A 17766-nucleotide genomic window follows, 5' to 3' on the forward strand; every position below is an offset into this window, starting at 1 on the left:
CTACGGGTTCTCTCGGAATTCTCTCCGGTTCCGCCCGGGGGGTAACCCCACCTCGAATCCGGTAGCGGCCCGGATCCCCCGGCGGGGCGCGGCTCCGTACGGTCGAAGAGCGCCGGAAAGCGCGACCGTCCGTCCCAGGGGGAGACCGTCATGACCCGCACGACCCGCAGGCCCCGCACGTTCAGCACCACCGGTACCACCGGTACCACCGGTACCACCGGTACCACCGGCACGACCCGCGCCACCGCCGGCTCCTCCCGTGGCGTGCGCCTGCGCGCGGTCGCCCTCGGCGGGGCCGCCGTGGTGCTCGTCGGCGGGCTGACGGCCTGCGGGGCGTCGGCCGCGGACGACACCGACCCCGACCGCCGGTCCTTCGACCTGCCGGGCAGCACCCTCACCGTCGACTCCGACGACTCCGCGCTCGAGATCGTCGCCGCGGACCGCACCCCGTCGGGGAAGGTCGAGGTCACCCGGTGGTTCCAGGGGACCGTCGCTCTCGGCACGGACCCGAAGGTGACCTGGTCGATGGAGGGCGACCGGCTGAAGCTGCGGGTCACGTGCTCCGGCGTCGTCGCCAACTGCTCCGCCAAGCACCGCATCGAGGTGCCCCGCGGGGTCGCGGTGAAGGTCGAGGAGGGCGACGGCAGCGTGCGCGCCCGGGGTTTCCGCGACGCGCTGAACATCCGTACCGGGGACGGCTCCATACACGTCACCGACACCGCCGGCCCTCTGACCCTGCGTACCGGCGACGGATCGGTGCGGGCCGAGGTCGCGTCCCGCACGGTGCGCGCCCGGACCGGCGACGGCTCGATCCGTCTGGAGCTGAGCGCCGTACCCGACCTGGTGGAGTCCCGCAGCGGCGACGGTTCCACCACCGTCGAACTGCCCCGGGCCGCCTACCGGGTGACGTCCGGGACCGGTGACGGCGCCGAGAAGGTGTCGGTGCCCCGCGACGACACCAGCCCCCATGCGGTGGACGTCCGTACCGGCGACGGGAGCCTCACGGTCCGTACGGCGGACTGACCGACCCGTGTGTTCGCCCCTCACCGGTGGGACAATGGCCGTCGGGAAGGGCGAACGACAGTACGGGAGAGGGATGTGACGGCGATACCAGAGCAGCCGTACTCGCCGTCGAGACCACGCGTGGGCCGTACGCGTGGTCTTCTGTCCGGGGTTTCGGTCTTCCGGGGCCCCGTCTCCCAGGGCCCCGGAAGGCAGAGCTCCGGAAGGCAGAGCTCCGGAAGACAGGGCCTGGTGGTCACCCGGGGCCGGGTCGCCGGCCCGCTCCGTGACACGCTCACGCTGACGGTCCTGCCGCTGGTGGTGCTGGCCCTGCCCGCCGCGTTCGCCGGCGGCGGCACCCGGCGCTGGTTCGGCGGGCGGGCCGAGAACCAGCGGGCCGAGGCGCAGGCCGCCAAGGACGCGGCGGCGGCCGCGTTCTACGAGCTGGACACCGCCCAGCGGGACCTGCGGATCTCCGTCGAGACGATCACCGCCGTGGACAGTTCCCCCGCCGCCCGCCGCGCCGTCGCCGACTTCGAGGCGCTCGGCCGCCGGATCGACGAGGCCAGCCACACGTATATCGACGCAGTCGACGCCCATGATCTCGACCGCCACGACCTGGACGCCTCCACCGCCTCCCGGGCCCGCACCGAACTGGCCGCCGCCAAGGGTGAGCTGGACCGGGTCAAGCGGGAACTGGACCGCTTCACCGACGGGCTCGGCCCCCTCCTCGGCAAGGCCGAGACCCAGCTGGCCCGGCTCGCCCCCGCCGTCGAGCGGGCCCGTCAGGCGCTGCTCGCCGCGTCGAACGCGCTGGACACCGCCCGTGCGGCGGAGCTGCGGGCCGATGATCTCGCCGCCCGGCTCGCCGCGCTCTCCCCGGAGCTGACCAAGCTGAACCAGGGCGCCGGGCAGCACGGTGTGCCGCAGACCCTGGAGCGGGCCGAACGGGTCATCCGCCAGGCCGAGGCCATCCGCGCGGAGGCCGACCGGCTGCCGGAACTGGCCGCGGAGACCGGCCGCCGGGTGGTCTCCCTGCGCACCCGCGCGCAGGCCCTCACCACCCGTTCCGAGCAGGTGGAGCCGGTGCTCAGCGAGCTGCGCCGGCGCTTCAGCGCCGCCTGCTGGCAGGACCTCCAGGGCGTCCCCGACCTGGCCACGGAGAACGTGCGACAGGCCGAGAGCAAGCTCGCCGAGGCGGGCACCGCGCGCGACGAGCAGCGCTGGGCGGACGCCACCGCTCTGCTGTCGACCGTACGGGCGCTGCTGAACACGACCGACGAGGCCGTGTCCGCCGCCGGAGACCGGCTGCGGCAGCTGAACGCCGTGCAGAAGGACCCGGAACAGGAGATCGAGCGCACCCGCTTCGCCATCCGGGACGCCCAGCGCCTGGCCATGGCCGGCCGCCACACCCCGGACCCGCGCCACGCGCACCCGCTGGACAGTGCCGTGGCCCGGCTGGAGCGGGCCGTCGCCGGGCTGGAGGGCCGCCACCCCGACTACTGGCACTTCCTGACGGAGACGGAAGCGGTCCGACAGTCGGTGGCACGGGTGGTGTCCCTGATCCGTGAGGACCGGGGCGGCTCCGCCGGCTGACCGGGACGGATCCGGCCCGGCCGTCTCCCGCCACAATCCGCGACCCGTGCCCCCCACACCTCGGCCGGCGGCCACCGTCACAGGCCACAATCGCCATCCGCCGGTTAGCCTGTGCTCATGCCTCGCTACGAGTACCGCTGCCGGACCTGCGGCGACACCTTCGAACTGAGCCGTCCCATGGCCGAATCCGCTGCCCCGGCCGACTGCCCGGCAGGACACGACGACACCGTGAAGCTCCTGTCCACGGTCGCCGTGGGCGGTGCCGCCCAGGCACCGGCCGCCGCTCCCCGCGCGGGCGGAGGCGGTGGTGGCGGGGGCTGCTGCGGCGGGGGCTGCTGCGGCTGACCTCCCCCACTCCGGCGGCACCCGGCGCCGGGGCGCGGCCGGAGGGCTGTCGGCGATCTTCCTCAGGTTCTCTTCAGTTACGGCTCCGTACGGTTGCCCGATGACAGTCATCGCAGCCCACACCGTGTCCGCCGCAGCCGGCGGGGAAGCCGGGCCCCAGTGGGTCAACGGCCTTATGGACACCTTGGGTGCGCCGGGGGCGGGTCTCGCCATCGCGTTGGAGAACCTCTTTCCGCCGCTGCCGAGCGAGGTGATCCTGCCGATGGCCGGGTTCGCCGCGAGCGGCGGGCGGATGGGTCTGCTCGCCGTGCTGCTGTGGACGACGGCCGGTTCGGTGATCGGCGCGCTCGCCCTGTACGGCGTGGGTGCGCTGCTCGGCCGGGAGCGGACGGTGGCGATCGCGGGGCGGCTGCCGCTGGTGAAGGTCTCGGACATCGAGAAGACAGAGGCGTGGTTCCTGCGGCACGGGACCAAGGCGGTGTTCTTCGGCCGGATGATCCCGATCTTCCGCTCGCTGATCTCGGTGCCGGCCGGTGTGGAGCGCATGCGGCTGTCCGTGTTCCTCGGTCTGACCACGCTGGGCAGTGCCATCTGGAACACCGCCTTCGTGCTCGCGGGCTACACGCTGGGCGAGAACTGGCAGCAGGTCACGACCGTCGTGTCGGCCTACTCGAAGGTGGTCCTCGGCCTGGCCGCGCTGGCGGTGCTCGCGTTCCTCGTCCTGCGGATGCTGCGGCCGGGTGCCGGCCGCGGGCGGCCCGACCGGCAGGCGGGCACGGAGGGGGGACGGCCGTCGGGCTCCTCCGAGGAGGACGGTCCCGAGGAGGAGTACCCCGCCGGCCGGTACGACCTGGCCGGCCAAGAGCGCCACGGCTGACGCTTCTCGCGGCTGACCCCTTTCGCGGCTTCCGCTCGGCCGCACCGAGACCCGTCTCGGTCCCGGTGCGGCCGCCTCAGCAGTGCGGCCGACTCACCGGCCTTGGCGCGCCGCTCCCAGGAACTCCCGCAGGATCTCCTCCCCGGCCACGACCCCGCGCTCGGGGAGCGCGGTGATCCCGGGGGCCGTCCAGTCGGCGTCGGCCAGTTCACCGTGGCCGGGGCGCCAGCCCCGGTCGGCGGCGAGCAGCAGGTCGGCGTCGAGGAGCGAGTCGCCGGCGGCGAGGGTGAGGTCGGCACCGGTGCGGCGGGCGACCTCGCGCATGGCCGCGCTCTTGGTGAGCGGCTTGGGTACGGCGTAGATCTTGCGGCCCTGCAGGGAGACCGTCCAGCCGCGGTTCTCCGCCCAGACGGCGAGTTCCTTCACCCACTGCTCGGGCAGCAGCTCCCGCTCGACGACGAGGTAGGCGAAGAGGTCCTCGGCGACGCGGTGCTTGCGCGTCCAGGCCGGGTCGGCGGTCCGCTCCAGGTGCGCCCGCACCTCGGAGAGCGGGGCGCACTCGGCGGCGAGGCGAGCACTCACCCGAGCGTGCCAGTCCGGGTCGGTCTCGCCGTCGACCAGGAGGTGGCCGCCGTTGGCGCAGATCGCGTACGCCGGGGCGGGGCCGGGGAGGCTGATGCGCCGGTACTGCTCGCGGGTGCGGGTGGTGGTCGGTACGAACACGGCGGCGTCGCCGAGTTCGGTGAGGAGCCGGGCCGCCGTCTCCGTCAGGTAGGACAGCGGGCGGCTCTCGTAGACCTCCACGCACAGCAGGCGCGGGGCGTCGGCGTCGGGCCCGGTCAGGGCGAGGGCGTTGGCGGAGTAGATGAGGGTGCGGTCGAGGTCGCTGGCGACGAGGACGGTCATCAGGACGTCACCGCCCTGCCGTCGGCGCCGGTCGCGCCGCGCGTGTACCGGGGGTGGATCAGACCGACGCAGGTGTACGGCAGTCCCTCGACCTCCTCGACGGGAACGCCCCGCTGCTCGGCCAGCAGCCTTACGTGGTCGAGGTCGTGGCCGGCTCCGGCGCGCGCGAGGATCTTCCACGGCACCCGGCGCAGCAGGACGCGGGTGGTCTCGCCGACGCCGGGCTTGACGAGGTTCACGTCGTGGATCCCGTACTCCTCACTGATGCGTTCGACCGCGGCCCAGCCCTCCCAGGTGGGGGTGCGGTCGGTGGCGAGCAGTTCCTTGGCCTGGGCGCAGGCGTCGTCCGTGACCTCGGGGAAGCGGGCGGAGACGGCGTCCAGGAAGGCCACCGAGGCGTCCGCGCCGACGAGTTCGCGGTAGAACTTGGCGCCGTGGAAGTCGTCCGGACCGACCAGGTCGGCGCGCAGGACGGTGCGTGAAATGAGGCCGGAGACGGTTGAGTTGAGGCAGGCGGACGGGATCAGGTAGTCCTCGCGGGTGCCGTACGTCCGCACGCAGGAGCCGGGGTCCGCCAGTACCGCGATCTCCGGGTCGAAGCCGGTGACGCCGTGGCTCTTCTCGAACTCCTCGACAGCCTGAGCGAGTTCGCGGGTGATGGCGCCCTTGCCGGTCCAGCCGTCGACGAAGACGACGTCCCGGGGGTCGTGGTGGGCGGCCAGCCAGCGCAGCGCGTTGGCGTCGATGCCCCGGCCGCGGACGATGGAGACGGCGTAGTGCGGGAGGTCGAGCCGGTGGTGGTACTGGGCCCAGCGGCGCATCAGGATGCCGATGGGGGTGCCGGCCCGGGCCAGGGAGACGAGCACCGGGCGCGGGGATCTCTCGGCGAGCACGGTTTCGGTGACCACGCCGACCGCGTGGGCGAGGCGGGCCGCCGAGGTGTGCAGGGCCGCGCGGAACAGCTCCTGGTAGTCCACGCTCGGCTGGTATTCGACGGGCAGGGACTCGGCGTAGTGCGCGCCGCCGCTCTGGATGGCCTCCTCGCGTTCCTCGGTGGGTGCCTCCAGGGTGACGTCGGAGAGGTCCTGGAGCAGCCAGCCGACTTCTTCGGGCGCGTACGAGGAGAAGGCGGGGCCGCGAAGGGGCTCGGGCAGCATGGGGGCGGGCCTTTCGGGGGCGGCCGGGGCGTCCGGTCCGGCCGGCGCGTCAGGTGGGGCGGGTGCGTACGACGGTACGACCGCGAGGAGAACCTGCGGGGTGTGGGCGGCCAGTTCGGCCAGCAGCCCGCCGGGCGCGTGCAGGGCGGGGGTGTCGGCCGCCGAGTCGACGACGGCGACGACGGTGTCGAAGCCGGCTCCGGCGACGTTGTAGGCGTAGCGCTCGCCGGGGCCGTCGGCGGGGTCGTCGTGGGCGGGGAAGGCCAGCCGGGTGCGTATCGCGTAGCCGGGGTCGTCCACGGCGAGGACGGGCGAGCGGGTGGTGGTCGAGAAGCGGACCTCGGCGCCGTCCTTCCGGACGGCCGGTGTCCGCTCCGGACTCTCTCCCTGCTTCTGTTCCCGCCTCTCTCCCAGCTTCTGTTCCAGTGTGTGGGCGAGGCGGAGCGGGGCGTACATCAGTTCCTCGAAGCCGAGGACGAGGACGCGGCGTGCGCCGTCGGGCAGGGCGTCGGCGAGCCTGTCGGCCATGGCGGGCAGGGCGTCGTCCAGGCGGGCGCGGTGCGCGGGCGTGAACCCGTGCCGCCCGCCGTCGGGCAGCCCGTCCGGCCAGCCCAGCTCGACGCGCGCGACCCGGCCGGCCCGCGGTGCCGTCCCGGCCGCCGTCTGCGCGACCGTCTGCGCCTCCGCCTCCTGGCGGGCCACGAGCTCCCTCCCCTTCTCCAGCACGCCCTCCGGGAGCCGTACCGTGCCCGAGAGGGTCGTCACCAGGTCGACACGGGCGCCGATCCCGTGGGCGAAGTCGTCCAGCCGGCCGGTGTCGGCGGGCGAGCGCATGTCGACCAGGGCGACGACCACGTACCGCCGCCGGGGGTGGCGTGCGTGCAGGTCGCGGATGGTGTTCAGGACCGTGTTGCCGGTGGAGAACTCGTCGTCGACCAGGACCAGCGGCCCGTCCCCGGCCAGCAGCCCGGGGTCCTCGGGGAGCAGCAGGTGCGAGGTGGCGTGGGAGTGGGACTCCTCGAAGCCGCCCGCCGTGGCGACCCCGGGGACCGGACGGCGGGTGGAGTGCAGACAGGGGGCGACGCCCAGGCCGTCGGCGACCGAGTGGCCGAGGCCGGTGGCGGTCTCGGCGTACCCGAGGACCACCGCCCGGTGCGCCTGTTCGCCGAGCAGTTCGCGGACCCGGCGGCCCAGGGCGACGCCGTGGCCGTACACGACGGCGGGCGACTGCGGTACGTGCTTGCCGAGGACGTGGGACACCAGCAGGTGCGCCCGCTTGGGGTTGCGGCGCAGTGCCAGCCCCAGCAGCCCGGTCAGCCGGTCGTCGCCCGCCAGCTCGACGCCGAGGCGCTCGGCGACCCAGCTCCCGGACCAGACATCCCCGGCGGGTATGTCCCCGGCCGGTATGTCCTCGCCGGTCCGCGATCCGTCGCGCGCCTCGCGGCGCACTCCCTCGTTCACTGCCTTCTCCATGGATTCCTTGCCGTCGGTCCGGTCGGTCGGGTCGGTCGGGTCGGTCGGGTCACTTGGCCAGGCCGGCCGCGAGCAGCTCCACGAACCCGATGTCCTCGTTCGCGACGCCGAACACCTCGGCGCGCAGCACGGTCCGCTCGGCCCAGGCGCGGTGCGGCTTCACCTCGTTCATCTTGTTCGTGTACGCCGACCTCATGACACCGCCGCCGTCGCGTTCCGGCCGCAGGATGTCCTGGGCGTCGCTGTACTCCTCGTGGCTGACGACGGACAGCGCGTGCACGGGCAGGACGTGCGAGGGGTGGATGCAGGTCTTGCCCTGCAGTCCGTTGGCCCGGTCCAGGGAGATCTCCCGCAGCAGGCCGTCCATGGCGTGCTCGATCAGTGACTGGCGCAGCTCCACGGCCTTCACCTCGAGGAACGGGCTCTGCCGCAACTGCGGTTTGAACATGCGCTCCTGGGCCCGGAAGTACTCCCAGACCGGCCCGGTCACGGTGAATCCGGTGCCGTCGACCCGGGCCAGCATGTTCACCACGTCGGCGATCACGGAGGCGACGATCTGGAGGTCGTAGGCCGTCATGTCGGGACCGCGGCGCAACCCGTACGGGGAGCAGAAGTCGGTCACGCCGAGGCGCAGGGCGAGAACCCGGTCGCGGTACTTGTCGACCGCGCGGAGGATGCCCTCGAGGGTCTCCACCCGGGTCTCGCGGTAGAGCAGCTCCGGGGACTCCAGCACCGGCATCGCGAAGAGGCGGTGTCCGCCGGAGGCCTCGGCGACGGTGAGGGCCTCGAGGAAGGGCGTGCCGCGTTCCTCGGTGAACTTCGGCAGGACGAACCCGGACAGCAGCCCGGCGGTGGGGCCGAGGCGTCGGACGAGGTCGGGTATCTGCTCGGGGGTGCGGACCCGGATGAACAGCAGCGGCAGATCGGCCCCTGACCGGCCGGCCAGGTCGGCGAACTGGGCCACGAGGTTCGCCTCGCCGGCAGCCACGTCGTCGTCGCCTATGGAGTCCTCGAGGCACAGCACCATCGAGACCACGCCGTTCCCGGCCTGCTTGACGATGTCGTCGGCGAGCCGGGGGCGGGTCGCGGGGCTGTACAGCGTGGCACCGAGGGCCATGGAGAGCAGGCGGGCCGGGGACCGGGCCGTGAACCGGCCCGGCTCCCGGTGGAAGAGACGTTTCCGCGCCGCAGGGGCGATCTGTCCGAAGTGATGCATGAACTCCCCCTGGGCCGTTGGACATGCTGAGGAATGGCTGTGGAATGTCGGAAGGTGGCCGGTAATAGTACGTACGTATCGATGTCGGCGGTTCCCGCCGGGTGTGAACTTCGGGTGACCCGATCATGTCGGTGCCGGTCGGCGTCGGCGCGTGCCGGTACCCCGCATTGTCGTGACCAGGACGGAGAAGGCAGGATGACCGCATGACGCACGCCATGCTGAAGGGGTCGAACGTCCCGCTCCGGACCACCACGGTACGCGCCGTGCTGCGCTGGTCGCCTGGCCAGGGGGTACCTGACGTGGACGCGTCCGCCCTGCTTCTCGGGCTCGACGGCCGGGTCCGGTCGGACGAGGACTTCGTCTTCTACAACCAGCCCCGGCACCCCTCCGGCAAAGTGTGGCGGCTGGGCAAGAAACGCGTCGCCGAGAACCTGACCGACACGATCCAGACTGATCTCGGCGGGGTCGAGGAGGGCGTCGGGCGGATTCTGCTGGTGGCGTCGGCGGACGGTGTCGCCTTCGACACCGTGGACACCCTGTGCATCCTGCTGTACGACGCCGAGGCCCCGGACACGGAGGCGCTGGCGTCCTTCGACGTCACGCCGGAGACGGGCCGGGAGACCGCGCTGATCTGCGGTGAGCTGTACCGGCGCGGGGACGGCTGGAAGTTCCGGGCGCTCGGCGAGGGCTATTCGAACGGGCTGAAGGGCCTGGCGACGGACTTCGGGATCTCGGTGGACGAGTCGGAGGCGGCACAGGAGCCTGTGACCGCCGACGCCGACGCGCCCGCGCCCTCGGTCTCCTCCGAGGCGCCGGCCCTGGCATCACACGCCCCCGCCCCGCCGGAGCCCTCGGTCTCCTCCGAGGCACTGACCCAGCAGGTACATTCCCCCGTCGCGGCCGATCCGTCCCTCCCGCTGCCGCCCGAGCAGCCGCCGGGGGTCCCGGCACAGCCCGCCTACGGCTATCCGCCCCAGCAGCCGCCGGCCACGCAGCCGGCCTACGGCTACCCCCAGCCGACCGCCCCGCCCGCCTACGGCTACCCCCAGACGTCCCCCGTGCCCGCCGTCGCGGCGGCCCCGTCCGGCTACGGCTACCCGCCCCCGGCCGTCCACACCCCCGACCCCGACTTCCGCCTGCCTCCGCAGGGGCCGCAGTTCATCGGGCGGTAGGCCCCTCCGGGAGCCCGGTCACCGCCCCGTCTTCGACTTGAAGCCGCGCCCCCACTGCAGGCCCCAGCCGTAGAGGCGGTCCAGCTCTCCCTGGAAGCCGTAGACGAACTTCACCTCGCGGTGGACGATGATCTCCCCCTTGATGTTCTCGATCATCACCACCGCGCAGGAGCGGGCCTGCGGGTGGCGTTCGTCCAGGCTTATCTCGATCCGCGGGCCGTTGCCGGGATAGAGCGTGACCATGGCCCGGGTCCGGTCGAAGGCGGGCGTCTGGTCGTAGATGTACACGAAGACCAGCAGGCGTTTGATGTTCTCGCGCTGGTCCAGGTTGACGTAGAGCGTCTCCCCCGAGCCCGAGCCGAACCGGTCGTCGCCGCTGAGCTTGACGTACGGCGGCCCGTTGACGTCGCCGAGGAGGCCGCCGAGCGGCTGGACCACGCCCTTGGTGCCGTCCTGGAGCTCGTACAGGCAGCCGAGGTCCAGGTCGACGTCGACCATGCTCTGGCTGTGGGCGATGACCTCCGGGGGCTTGAGCGCCTTGAGGGGGTGGCGCAGCAGGCTCTCCCGCTGGGAGCCGCCCAGGTCGGAGGTCCGCATCCGCCAGCTCAGGTTGACCCGGAGATTTCCGGTGGCCGCGCCCTGTTTGGTCAGGGACACCTGCGCATACCGTTTCGTCAGCTCGATGGCGTTGGTCGCCGCGTTGCCCGAGTCGAAGGCGCTGTCGTTTCCGCGCCACAGTCCGTCCAGGAAGCCCATTCCCGCCCCAAGTCCACTCGTCGAACCCCGCTGCCCCGCTGATACCGCTGCCCCGTGATCCCGCTGACCCGCTGATACCGCTGCTCTGCTGCCCTGCTGTCCCGTCGCGCCCCTGCTGTCCCGCCCGCCCCTCACGGGCCGCCGCACCCTCACGCCTCACGGGCCGCCGCCCCCTCACGGGTCGCCCTCCCTTCCACGGGCCGTCCGGCGCCCGTGCGGGCTCCGGACGGCCGTCGGGGCGGCCCCGAGGACTGGTCCTCGACGGCCGCCCCGAACAGAGCGTTCCTCACCCGGAGGGCTGTCACACCCCGGAGGAGACCTCGGTCTTCTCGCCCGAGCCGCCCTCGGCCGCCGCGTGGGCCTTGTTGCGGCGCACGGAGGACCAGAAGGACAGGCCGATCAGGAAGACACCGATGAGACCGGTGATGATCTCGTTGACCTCGTACTGGATCGTGATGAGCAGGAGCGCGGCGAGAGCGCCGATCGCGTAGTGCGCGCCGTGCTCCAGGAAGACGTACTCGTCGAGGGTGCCCTGGCGGACCAGGTAGACCGTCAGCGAACGGACGTACATGGCGCCGATACCGAGGCCCAGGGCCATCAGCACGATGTCGTTGGTGATGGCGAAGGCGCCGATCACGCCGTCGAAGGAGAAGGAGGCGTCCAGGACCTCGAGGTAGAGGAACATGAAGAACGCGGCCTTGCCGCCGATGGCGAGGGCCGTCTTGGGCTTGCCGGCCCGCGCGGCCTTCTCCTCCTCCTCGTGCTCGTGTTCCTCCGACTCCTCGAGCCGGTTCTCGAAGTAGCCGGAGAGTCCGCCCACGATCATGTAGGTGATCAGACCGCCGATACCGGCGAGGAGGACCGTTTCCGCCTTGTCGACATGCATGCCGCCGTGCTGGTGGGCGTTGGCCCCGACCGTGAGGGAGGCGATCAGCAGGACGATCAGCGCGATGCAGGCCGACAGCATGTCGACCTTGCCGAGCTTGGACAGCGGGCGCTCGATCCAGGTCAGCCACTTGATGTCCCGGTCCTCGAAGATGAAGTCCAGGAAGATCATCAACAGGAACATGCCACCGAAGGCGGCGATCGACGGGTGGGCGTCGGTGACCAGTTCCTGGTAGCGGTCCTTGTCGGTGAGGGCGAGATCGACCGCCTCGATGGGTCCGAGCGAGGCGCTGATGGCGACGATCACGACGGGGAAGACCAGCCGCATACCGAAGACGGCGATCAGGATGCCGATGGTGAGGAAGATCTTCTGCCAGAAGGCATTCATCTTCTTCAGGATTCCGGCGTTGACCACCGCGTTGTCGAAGGACAGCGAAATCTCGAGGATCGAGAGGATCGCCACGATGCCGAAGGCGGTCCACCCCCCGAAGAGGATCGCTGCGACCAGGCCGAGCGCGGTGACCGCGAACGACCAGCCGAAGGTTTTCAGAACCACTGGCTACCCCATCATGTGTGGGGGGCTCCCCCGGACGATCTCCGGAGGAGACTCTCCCCGCTGCCATAGTCGGCTTTACGAAACATTGACTCCGAAGTCTAGAGCGATGCCCCGCAGCCCGGACGCGTACCCCTGCCCCACCGCCCTGAACTTCCATTCGCCCTGATAACGGTAGAGCTCGCCGAAGATCATCGCGGTTTCGGTGGAGGCGTCCTCGCTCAGGTCGTAACGGGCGAGTTCCTGGCCGTCCGCCTGGTTGACGACTCGGATGAAGGCATTACTGACCTGACCGAAAGCCTGGCCCCGGTCGTCGGCCAGGTGGATGGAGACCGGAAAAATGATCTTGTCGCACCGGTCCGGCACCTTGGAGAGGTCGACCAGTAGGGACTCGTCGTCGCCGTCGCCCTCACCGGTGAGGTTGTCACCCGTGTGCTCCACCGAGCCGTCCGGGCTGTGGAGCTGGTTGTAGAAGATGAACCACTCGTCCCCCATGACCCGGCCGCCGCTGCACATCAGTGCGCTGGCGTCGAGGTCGAAGGGGGCTCCGGTGGTGGAGCGTGCGTCCCAGCCGAGCCCGATCAACACCTGCGTGAGGTTCGGTGCGGCCTTGGACAGGGAGACGTTTCCTCCCTTGGCGAGTGTGACGCCCATATTGCTGGTCCCTCCCCGGGTGATGTTTCTCGGAAGCCGCCGTCCAGCACCGGAAGGGGGTCGGACAACAGCCTCACAGGTGGTCCTGCGCGTCCGGCGCCGCACGTAAACCGTGCGGCGCCGGACGGAACAGCCGTACGAGACGACCCGTCCCGGGCGCCGACGCCCGGGACGCGAGGTCTCAGACGTTCACGCCGAAGTCCTGGGCGATGCCGCGCAGACCGGAGGCGTAGCCCTGGCCGATGGCACGGAACTTCCACTCGGCGCCGTGCCGGTACAGCTCACCGAAGACCATGGCGGTCTCGGTGGAGGCGTCCTCGGACAGGTCGTAGCGGGCGATCTCGGCGCCGCCGGCCTGGTTGACGACGCGGATGAACGCGTTGCGCACCTGGCCGAAGGACTGCTGGCGGTTCTCGGCGTCGTAGATCGACACCGGGAAGACGATCTTCTCGATCTCGGCGGGGACACCCGCGAGGTTGACCTTGATCTGCTCGTCGTCGCCCTCGCCCTCACCGGTGAGGTTGTCGCCGGTGTGCTCGACCGAGCCGTCGGGGCTCTTGAGGTTGTTGAAGAAGACGAAGTTGGCGTCGTTGGTGACCTTGCCGGTGTTGTTCACCAGCAGCGCACTGGCGTCCAGGTCGAAGTCGGTGCCGGTCGTGGTGCGGATGTCCCACCCCAGTCCGACGATGACCGCGGTCAGGCCCGGCGCCTCCTTGGTCAGCGATACGTTGCCGCCCTTGCTGAGGCTGACTCCCACGAGTCCTCCATTGATTGTCCGGGGGCAGGAAGCCCCGTCGTGCGTCGGATGTCGGATCAACGAGTCGATCCTAGTAATGGGTTCCCGGCCACCGCAGGTCCCGGGGCCGGAGAAGTATCGCCGCCGGGCGTGCTCACAGCGTGTCGAGCGCCTCGGTGTAGTCGTTCAGGTCACGTGCGTCGGGCAGCGCGTTGACGACCGTCCACCGGACGAGGCCCTCACGGTCGATGACGAAGGTCCCCCGTACGGCGCAGCCCTTGCCCTCGTCGAAGACGCCATAGGCGCGCGAGACGTCCCCGTGCGGCCAGAAGTCCGACAGCAGGGGGTACTCCAGGCTCTCCTGCTCGGCGAAGACCCGCAGGGTGTGGATGGAGTCGGTGGAGACGGCGAGCAGCCGCGTGTCGCCGTCGGCGAGGCGGGCCGGGCCGTCGCGCAGGGCGCGTAGTTCGTCGGTGCACACGCTGGTGAAGGCGAAGGGGTAGAAGACGAGCACCACGTTCTGACGGCCGTGGTGGTCGGACAGCCGGACGGGCGCGCCGTGGTTGTCCTTGAGTTCGAAGTCGGGGGCGTGATCGCCGACCTGGATCGCCATCGCCTGGTTCGTCCCTTCGGGGTGCTGTGCCCGGTCTGTTCCCTGGGAACACCCTACGCAAGGGGTACGACAAGAGGCCGGACGGGCTGAGCTGAGCAGCCCGTCCGGTGACACAGCGGGGGACGGCCGGCCGCGGGAGCGGGCCGCCGCCGTGGTTCTACCTCCGGGACTTGGCCGCCTTGGGAGTGGCCAGCCTGCTGCCGCTCCAGTCCTTGCCGACGCTGACGCCCTTTGCGGCGGTCAGGCCGGCGGTGGTGGCGGCTTCCGAGACGTCACTCGGCTCCACGTATCCCGAACGGCCGGTCTTCGGCGTAAGGAGCAGGATCGCCCCGCCTTCCTCGATGTACGTGCCGGCGTCCACCAGCGCGTCCGTCAGGTCGCCGTCGTCGTCGCGGAACCACAGCACAACGGCGTCAGCCACGTCGTCGTAGTCCTCGTCGACAAGGTCGCTCTCGATGACGCCCTCGATGGCCTCGCGGAGCTCCTGGTCGACGTCGTCGTCGTAGCCGATCTCCTGGACCACCTGCCCGGGCTGGAAACCCAGCCTGGCGGCAGGGTTCGTCCGCTCCTCCGCGTGGTCCGCGGTCGCGCTCACGGTTTGCCTCCTGATCATGGTTTGGGAATATCTCAGCCACGCGCGGGCGCGCGGCGTTGGCCGTAGTCCACACGGGCGGGACGGATCGCGCAAGTACCCGGCCGCTCGGACCGCCTAAACGGTGACGATCCTGGCCGGGCCACCGCAACTCCAGGCACATCATCCTGACTCACAGCGACTTGCACCATACCCTTGTGCCCCGAATGGGCGTTTGGGAACTGTATACGGGTACGAGACTCGCATGACTCCGAGATTCGCTCCGTACGCGCCACCGTACCGGTGTCGGGTGCGGGTTACCTATCGGTAGAGATGACGTGCGCGGCCCCGAGGTGGACGATGGGGATCGCGCAGACCCGACTGCACCAGTGAAACAGCGGCCTCCTCACGGCCCTTCGACAGGTAAGGAACAGCGTGGCTTCCGCATCCGATCGCAACCCGATCATCATTGGTGGCCTCCCGAGTCAGGTTCCTGACTTCGACCCCGAGGAAACCAAGGAGTGGCTCGACTCCCTCGACGCCGCCGTCGACGAACGCGGCCGGGAGCGGGCCCGCTATCTGATGCTGCGCCTGATCGAGCGGGCCCGCGAGCGGCGCGTGGCCGTGCCCGAGATGCGCAGCACGGACTACGTGAACACGATCCCCACCCGCGCGGAGCCGTTCTTCCCGGGCAACGAGGAGATCGAGCGCAAGATCCTCAACGCGACCCGCTGGAACGCGGCGGTGATGGTCTCGCGGGCGCAGCGGCCCGGGATCGGCGTCGGCGGCCACATCGCCACCTTCGCCTCCTCGGCGTCGCTCTACGACGTGGGCTTCAACCACTTCTTCCGCGGCAAGGACGAGGGCGACGGCGGTGACCAGGTCTTCTTCCAGGGCCACGCCTCGCCGGGCATCTACGCGCGGGCGTACCTGCTGGACCGGCTGAGCGAGCGGCAGCTGGACGGCTTCCGGCAGGAGAAGTCGAAGGCACCCGAAGCACTGTCGTCGTATCCGCACCCGCGTTCGATGCCGGACTTCTGGGAGTTCCCGACCGTGTCGATGGGCCTCGGCCCGATCAGCGCGATCTACCAGGCCCGGATGAACCGCTACATGCAGGCGCGCGGCATCACCGACACCTCGAAGTCGCACGTGTGGGCGTTCCTCGGCGACGGCGAGATGGACGAGCCGGAGTCGCTGGGCCAGCTGACGCTCGCGGCCCGGGAGAACCTCGACAACCTCACCTTCGTCGTCAACTGCAACCTGCAGCGCCTGGACGGGCCGGTGCGCGGCAACGGCAAGATCATCCAGGAGCTGGAGTCGGTCTTCCGGGGCGCCGGCTGGAACGTGATCAAGCTGGTCTGGGACCGCTCCTGGGACCCGCTGCTCGCCCAGGACCGGGACGGCGTCCTGGTCAACCGGATGAACACCACGCCGGACGGCCAGTACCAGACGTACGCCACCGAGTCCGGGGCGTACATCCGCGACCACTTCTTCGGTGACGACCACCGGCTGCGCGCCATGATCGAGAACATGACCGACGATCAGGTGCTGCACCTGGGGCGCGGCGGCCACGACCACAAGAAGATCTTCGCGGCGTACCAGGCGGCGAAGGACCACAAGGGCCAGCCGACGGTGATCCTCGCCAAGACGGTCAAGGGCTGGACCCTCGGCCCGAACTTCGAGGGCCGCAACGCCACGCACCAGATGAAGAAGCTGACGGTCGACGACCTCAAGGGCTTCCGCGACCGGCTGCACCTGCCGATCTCCGACAAGGAGCTGGAGTCCGGCCTGCCGCCGTACTACCACCCGGGCCGGGACTCGGAGGAGATCCAGTACATGCACGACCGCCGCAAGTCGCTCGGCGGGTACGTGCCGACGCGTGTGGTGCGCTCGAAGCCCCTCGCACTGCCCGAGGACAAGACGTACGCGAACGTGAAGAAGGGCTCGGGTCAGCAGTCCATCGCGACGACCATGGCCTTTGTCCGCCTCCTCAAGGATCTCCTGCGGGACAAGGAGATCGGCAAGCGTTTCGTACTGATCGCGCCGGACGAGTACCGCACGTTCGGCATGGACTCGTTCTTCCCGAGCGCGAAGATTTACAACCCGCTCGGGCAGCAGTACGAGTCCGTGGACCGCGAGCTGCTGCTCGCGTACAAGGAGGCGCCGAACGGGCAGATGCTGCACGACGGCATCTCCGAGGCCGGCTGCACGGCCTCGCTGATCGCGGCCGGCTCGGCGTACGCCACGCACGGCGAGCCGTTGATCCCGGTGTACGTCTTCTACTCGATGTTCGGTTTCCAGCGCACCGGTGACCAGTTCTGGCAGATGGGTGACCAGCTGGCGCGCGGTTTCGTCCTCGGCGCGACCGCGGGGCGTACGACGCTGACCGGTGAGGGCCTTCAGCACGCGGACGGCCACTCGCAGCTGCTGGCGTCCACGAACCCGGCGTGCGTGGCCTACGACCCGGCCTTCGGGTTCGAGATCGCGCACATCGTGCAGGACGGTCTGCGCCGGATGTACGGCAGCGACGAGCAGCACCCGCACGGCGAGGACGTCTTCTACTACCTGACCGTCTACAACGAGCCCATCCGGCACCCGGCCGAGCCGGAGAACGTGGACGTGGACGGCATCCTCAAGGGCCTGTACCGCTTCAGCGAGGGCACGGCGGGCTCGATGCCGGCCCAGATCCTCGCGTCCGGTGTCGCGGTGCCCTGGGCCCTCGAGGCGCAGCGGATCCTCGCCGAGGAGTGGGACGTCCGGGCCGACGTCTGGTCGGCGACCTCCTGGAACGAGCTGCGGCGCGAGGCCGTGGAGTGCGAGCGGCACAACCTGCTGGGTCCGGAGGAGGAACAGCGGGTGCCGTACGTCACCCGGAAGCTGTCCTCGGCGCAGGGGCCGGTCCTGGCGGTGTCGGACTGGATGCGGTCGGTGCCGGACCAGATCGCGCGCTGGGTGCCGGGGACGTACCAGTCGCTGGGCGCGGACGGCTTCGGCTTCGCCGACACGCGCGGGGCGGCCCGGCGGTTCTTCCACATCGACGCGCAGTCGATCGTGGTGGGAGTGCTGACGGAGCTGGCCCGCGAGGGGCATGTCGACCGGTCCGTGCTGAAGCAGGCCATCGACCGCTACCAGCTGCTCGACGTGACCGCGGCCGACCCGGGCCCGGCGGGCGGCGACGCCTGACGCGGGCGCGCGGCGCATGATGAGCGGCGCATGATGAAGGGCCTCCGGCGTTCGCCGGAGGCCCTTCATCC

15 protein-coding genes are annotated in these 17766 nt (G+C 70.8%); 6 read left to right on the top strand and 9 right to left on the bottom strand.

The genetic code is table 11. The features are described from left to right. Positions 1-150: 150 nt before the first annotated feature. The 4 genes from V4Y04_RS10225 to V4Y04_RS10240 all read left to right on the top strand — a co-directional run bounded on the left by V4Y04_RS10225 (position 151) and on the right by V4Y04_RS10240 (position 3820). A complete protein-coding gene (locus V4Y04_RS10225; RefSeq protein ID WP_332427176.1) occupies positions 151-1023 on the top strand; it encodes a DUF4097 family beta strand repeat-containing protein in 873 nt (290 codons plus the stop codon). A gap of 75 nt (positions 1024-1098) precedes the next feature. Further along, positions 1099-2598, top strand: coding sequence for a hypothetical protein (locus tag V4Y04_RS10230; RefSeq protein ID WP_443079983.1), 1500 nt, complete (start codon positions 1099-1101; stop codon positions 2596-2598). Between the two features lie 117 nt (positions 2599-2715). Beyond that, a complete protein-coding gene (locus tag V4Y04_RS10235) occupies positions 2716-2943 on the top strand; it encodes an FmdB family zinc ribbon protein (protein WP_332427180.1) in 228 nt (75 codons plus the stop codon). 100 nt (positions 2944-3043) lie between these two features. Next, on the top strand, positions 3044-3820 hold the full coding sequence (locus tag V4Y04_RS10240; RefSeq protein ID WP_332427181.1) for a DedA family protein: 777 nt from the start codon (positions 3044-3046) through the stop codon (positions 3818-3820). A 93-nt stretch (positions 3821-3913) separates the two neighbouring features. Here the strand turns inward: V4Y04_RS10240 and V4Y04_RS10245 are convergent, their stop codons facing one another. The 3 genes from V4Y04_RS10245 to V4Y04_RS10255 are packed head-to-tail and all read right to left on the bottom strand — an operon-like array spanning position 3914 to position 8572. Then, a complete protein-coding gene (locus tag V4Y04_RS10245) occupies positions 3914-4726 on the bottom strand; it encodes an HAD family hydrolase (RefSeq protein WP_332427183.1) in 813 nt (270 codons plus the stop codon). Beyond that, positions 4726-7356, bottom strand: a complete 2631-nt coding sequence (locus tag V4Y04_RS10250) for a phosphoribosyltransferase (RefSeq protein WP_332427184.1) — start codon at positions 7354-7356, stop codon at positions 4726-4728. The genes V4Y04_RS10245 and V4Y04_RS10250 overlap by 1 nt, the downstream gene beginning before the upstream one ends. 49 nt (positions 7357-7405) lie before the next feature. Further along, positions 7406-8572, bottom strand: a complete 1167-nt coding sequence (locus V4Y04_RS10255; protein ID WP_332427185.1) for an HpcH/HpaI aldolase/citrate lyase family protein — start codon at positions 8570-8572, stop codon at positions 7406-7408. Positions 8573-8775: 203 nt separating this feature from the next. On the opposite strand from V4Y04_RS10255, the gene V4Y04_RS10260 reads away from it, so the two are divergent. After that, entirely contained in the window at positions 8776-9744 is a 969-nt protein-coding gene (locus V4Y04_RS10260) for a TerD family protein (RefSeq protein ID WP_332427186.1), read from the top strand. 18 nt (positions 9745-9762) lie between these two features. Here the strand turns inward: V4Y04_RS10260 and V4Y04_RS10265 are convergent, their stop codons facing one another. The 6 genes from V4Y04_RS10265 to V4Y04_RS10290 form a co-directional block, all read right to left on the bottom strand. Next, on the bottom strand, positions 9763-10500 hold the full coding sequence (locus V4Y04_RS10265) for a TerD family protein (RefSeq protein WP_332427187.1): 738 nt from the start codon (positions 10498-10500) through the stop codon (positions 9763-9765). Between the two features lie 301 nt (positions 10501-10801). Then, entirely contained in the window at positions 10802-11941 is a 1140-nt protein-coding gene (locus tag V4Y04_RS10270) for a DUF475 domain-containing protein (RefSeq protein WP_332427188.1), read from the bottom strand. A gap of 75 nt (positions 11942-12016) precedes the next feature. Beyond that, positions 12017-12592, bottom strand: a complete 576-nt coding sequence (locus tag V4Y04_RS10275) for a TerD family protein (RefSeq protein WP_055595443.1) — start codon at positions 12590-12592, stop codon at positions 12017-12019. Between the two features lie 181 nt (positions 12593-12773). Beyond that, a complete protein-coding gene (locus V4Y04_RS10280; RefSeq protein WP_332427190.1) occupies positions 12774-13349 on the bottom strand; it encodes a TerD family protein in 576 nt (191 codons plus the stop codon). A 133-nt stretch (positions 13350-13482) separates the two neighbouring features. Further along, positions 13483-13941, bottom strand: a complete 459-nt coding sequence (locus tag V4Y04_RS10285; RefSeq protein ID WP_332427192.1) for a peroxiredoxin — start codon at positions 13939-13941, stop codon at positions 13483-13485. A 157-nt stretch (positions 13942-14098) separates the two neighbouring features. After that, positions 14099-14536: a DUF3052 domain-containing protein gene (locus V4Y04_RS10290; protein ID WP_332427194.1), complete on the bottom strand. Its 438-nt coding sequence runs from the start codon at positions 14534-14536 to the stop codon at positions 14099-14101. A gap of 411 nt (positions 14537-14947) precedes the next feature. On the opposite strand from V4Y04_RS10290, the gene aceE reads away from it, so the two are divergent. After that, positions 14948-17695, top strand: a complete 2748-nt coding sequence (gene aceE / locus V4Y04_RS10295; protein WP_332427195.1) for a pyruvate dehydrogenase (acetyl-transferring), homodimeric type — start codon at positions 14948-14950, stop codon at positions 17693-17695. Positions 17696-17766: the final 71 nt, after the last annotated feature.

Origin of the sequence: Streptomyces sp. P9-A2 (genome assembly GCF_036634175.1) — a bacterium.
GTDB classification, from domain to species: Bacteria; Actinomycetota; Actinomycetes; order Streptomycetales; family Streptomycetaceae; genus Streptomyces; species Streptomyces pratens.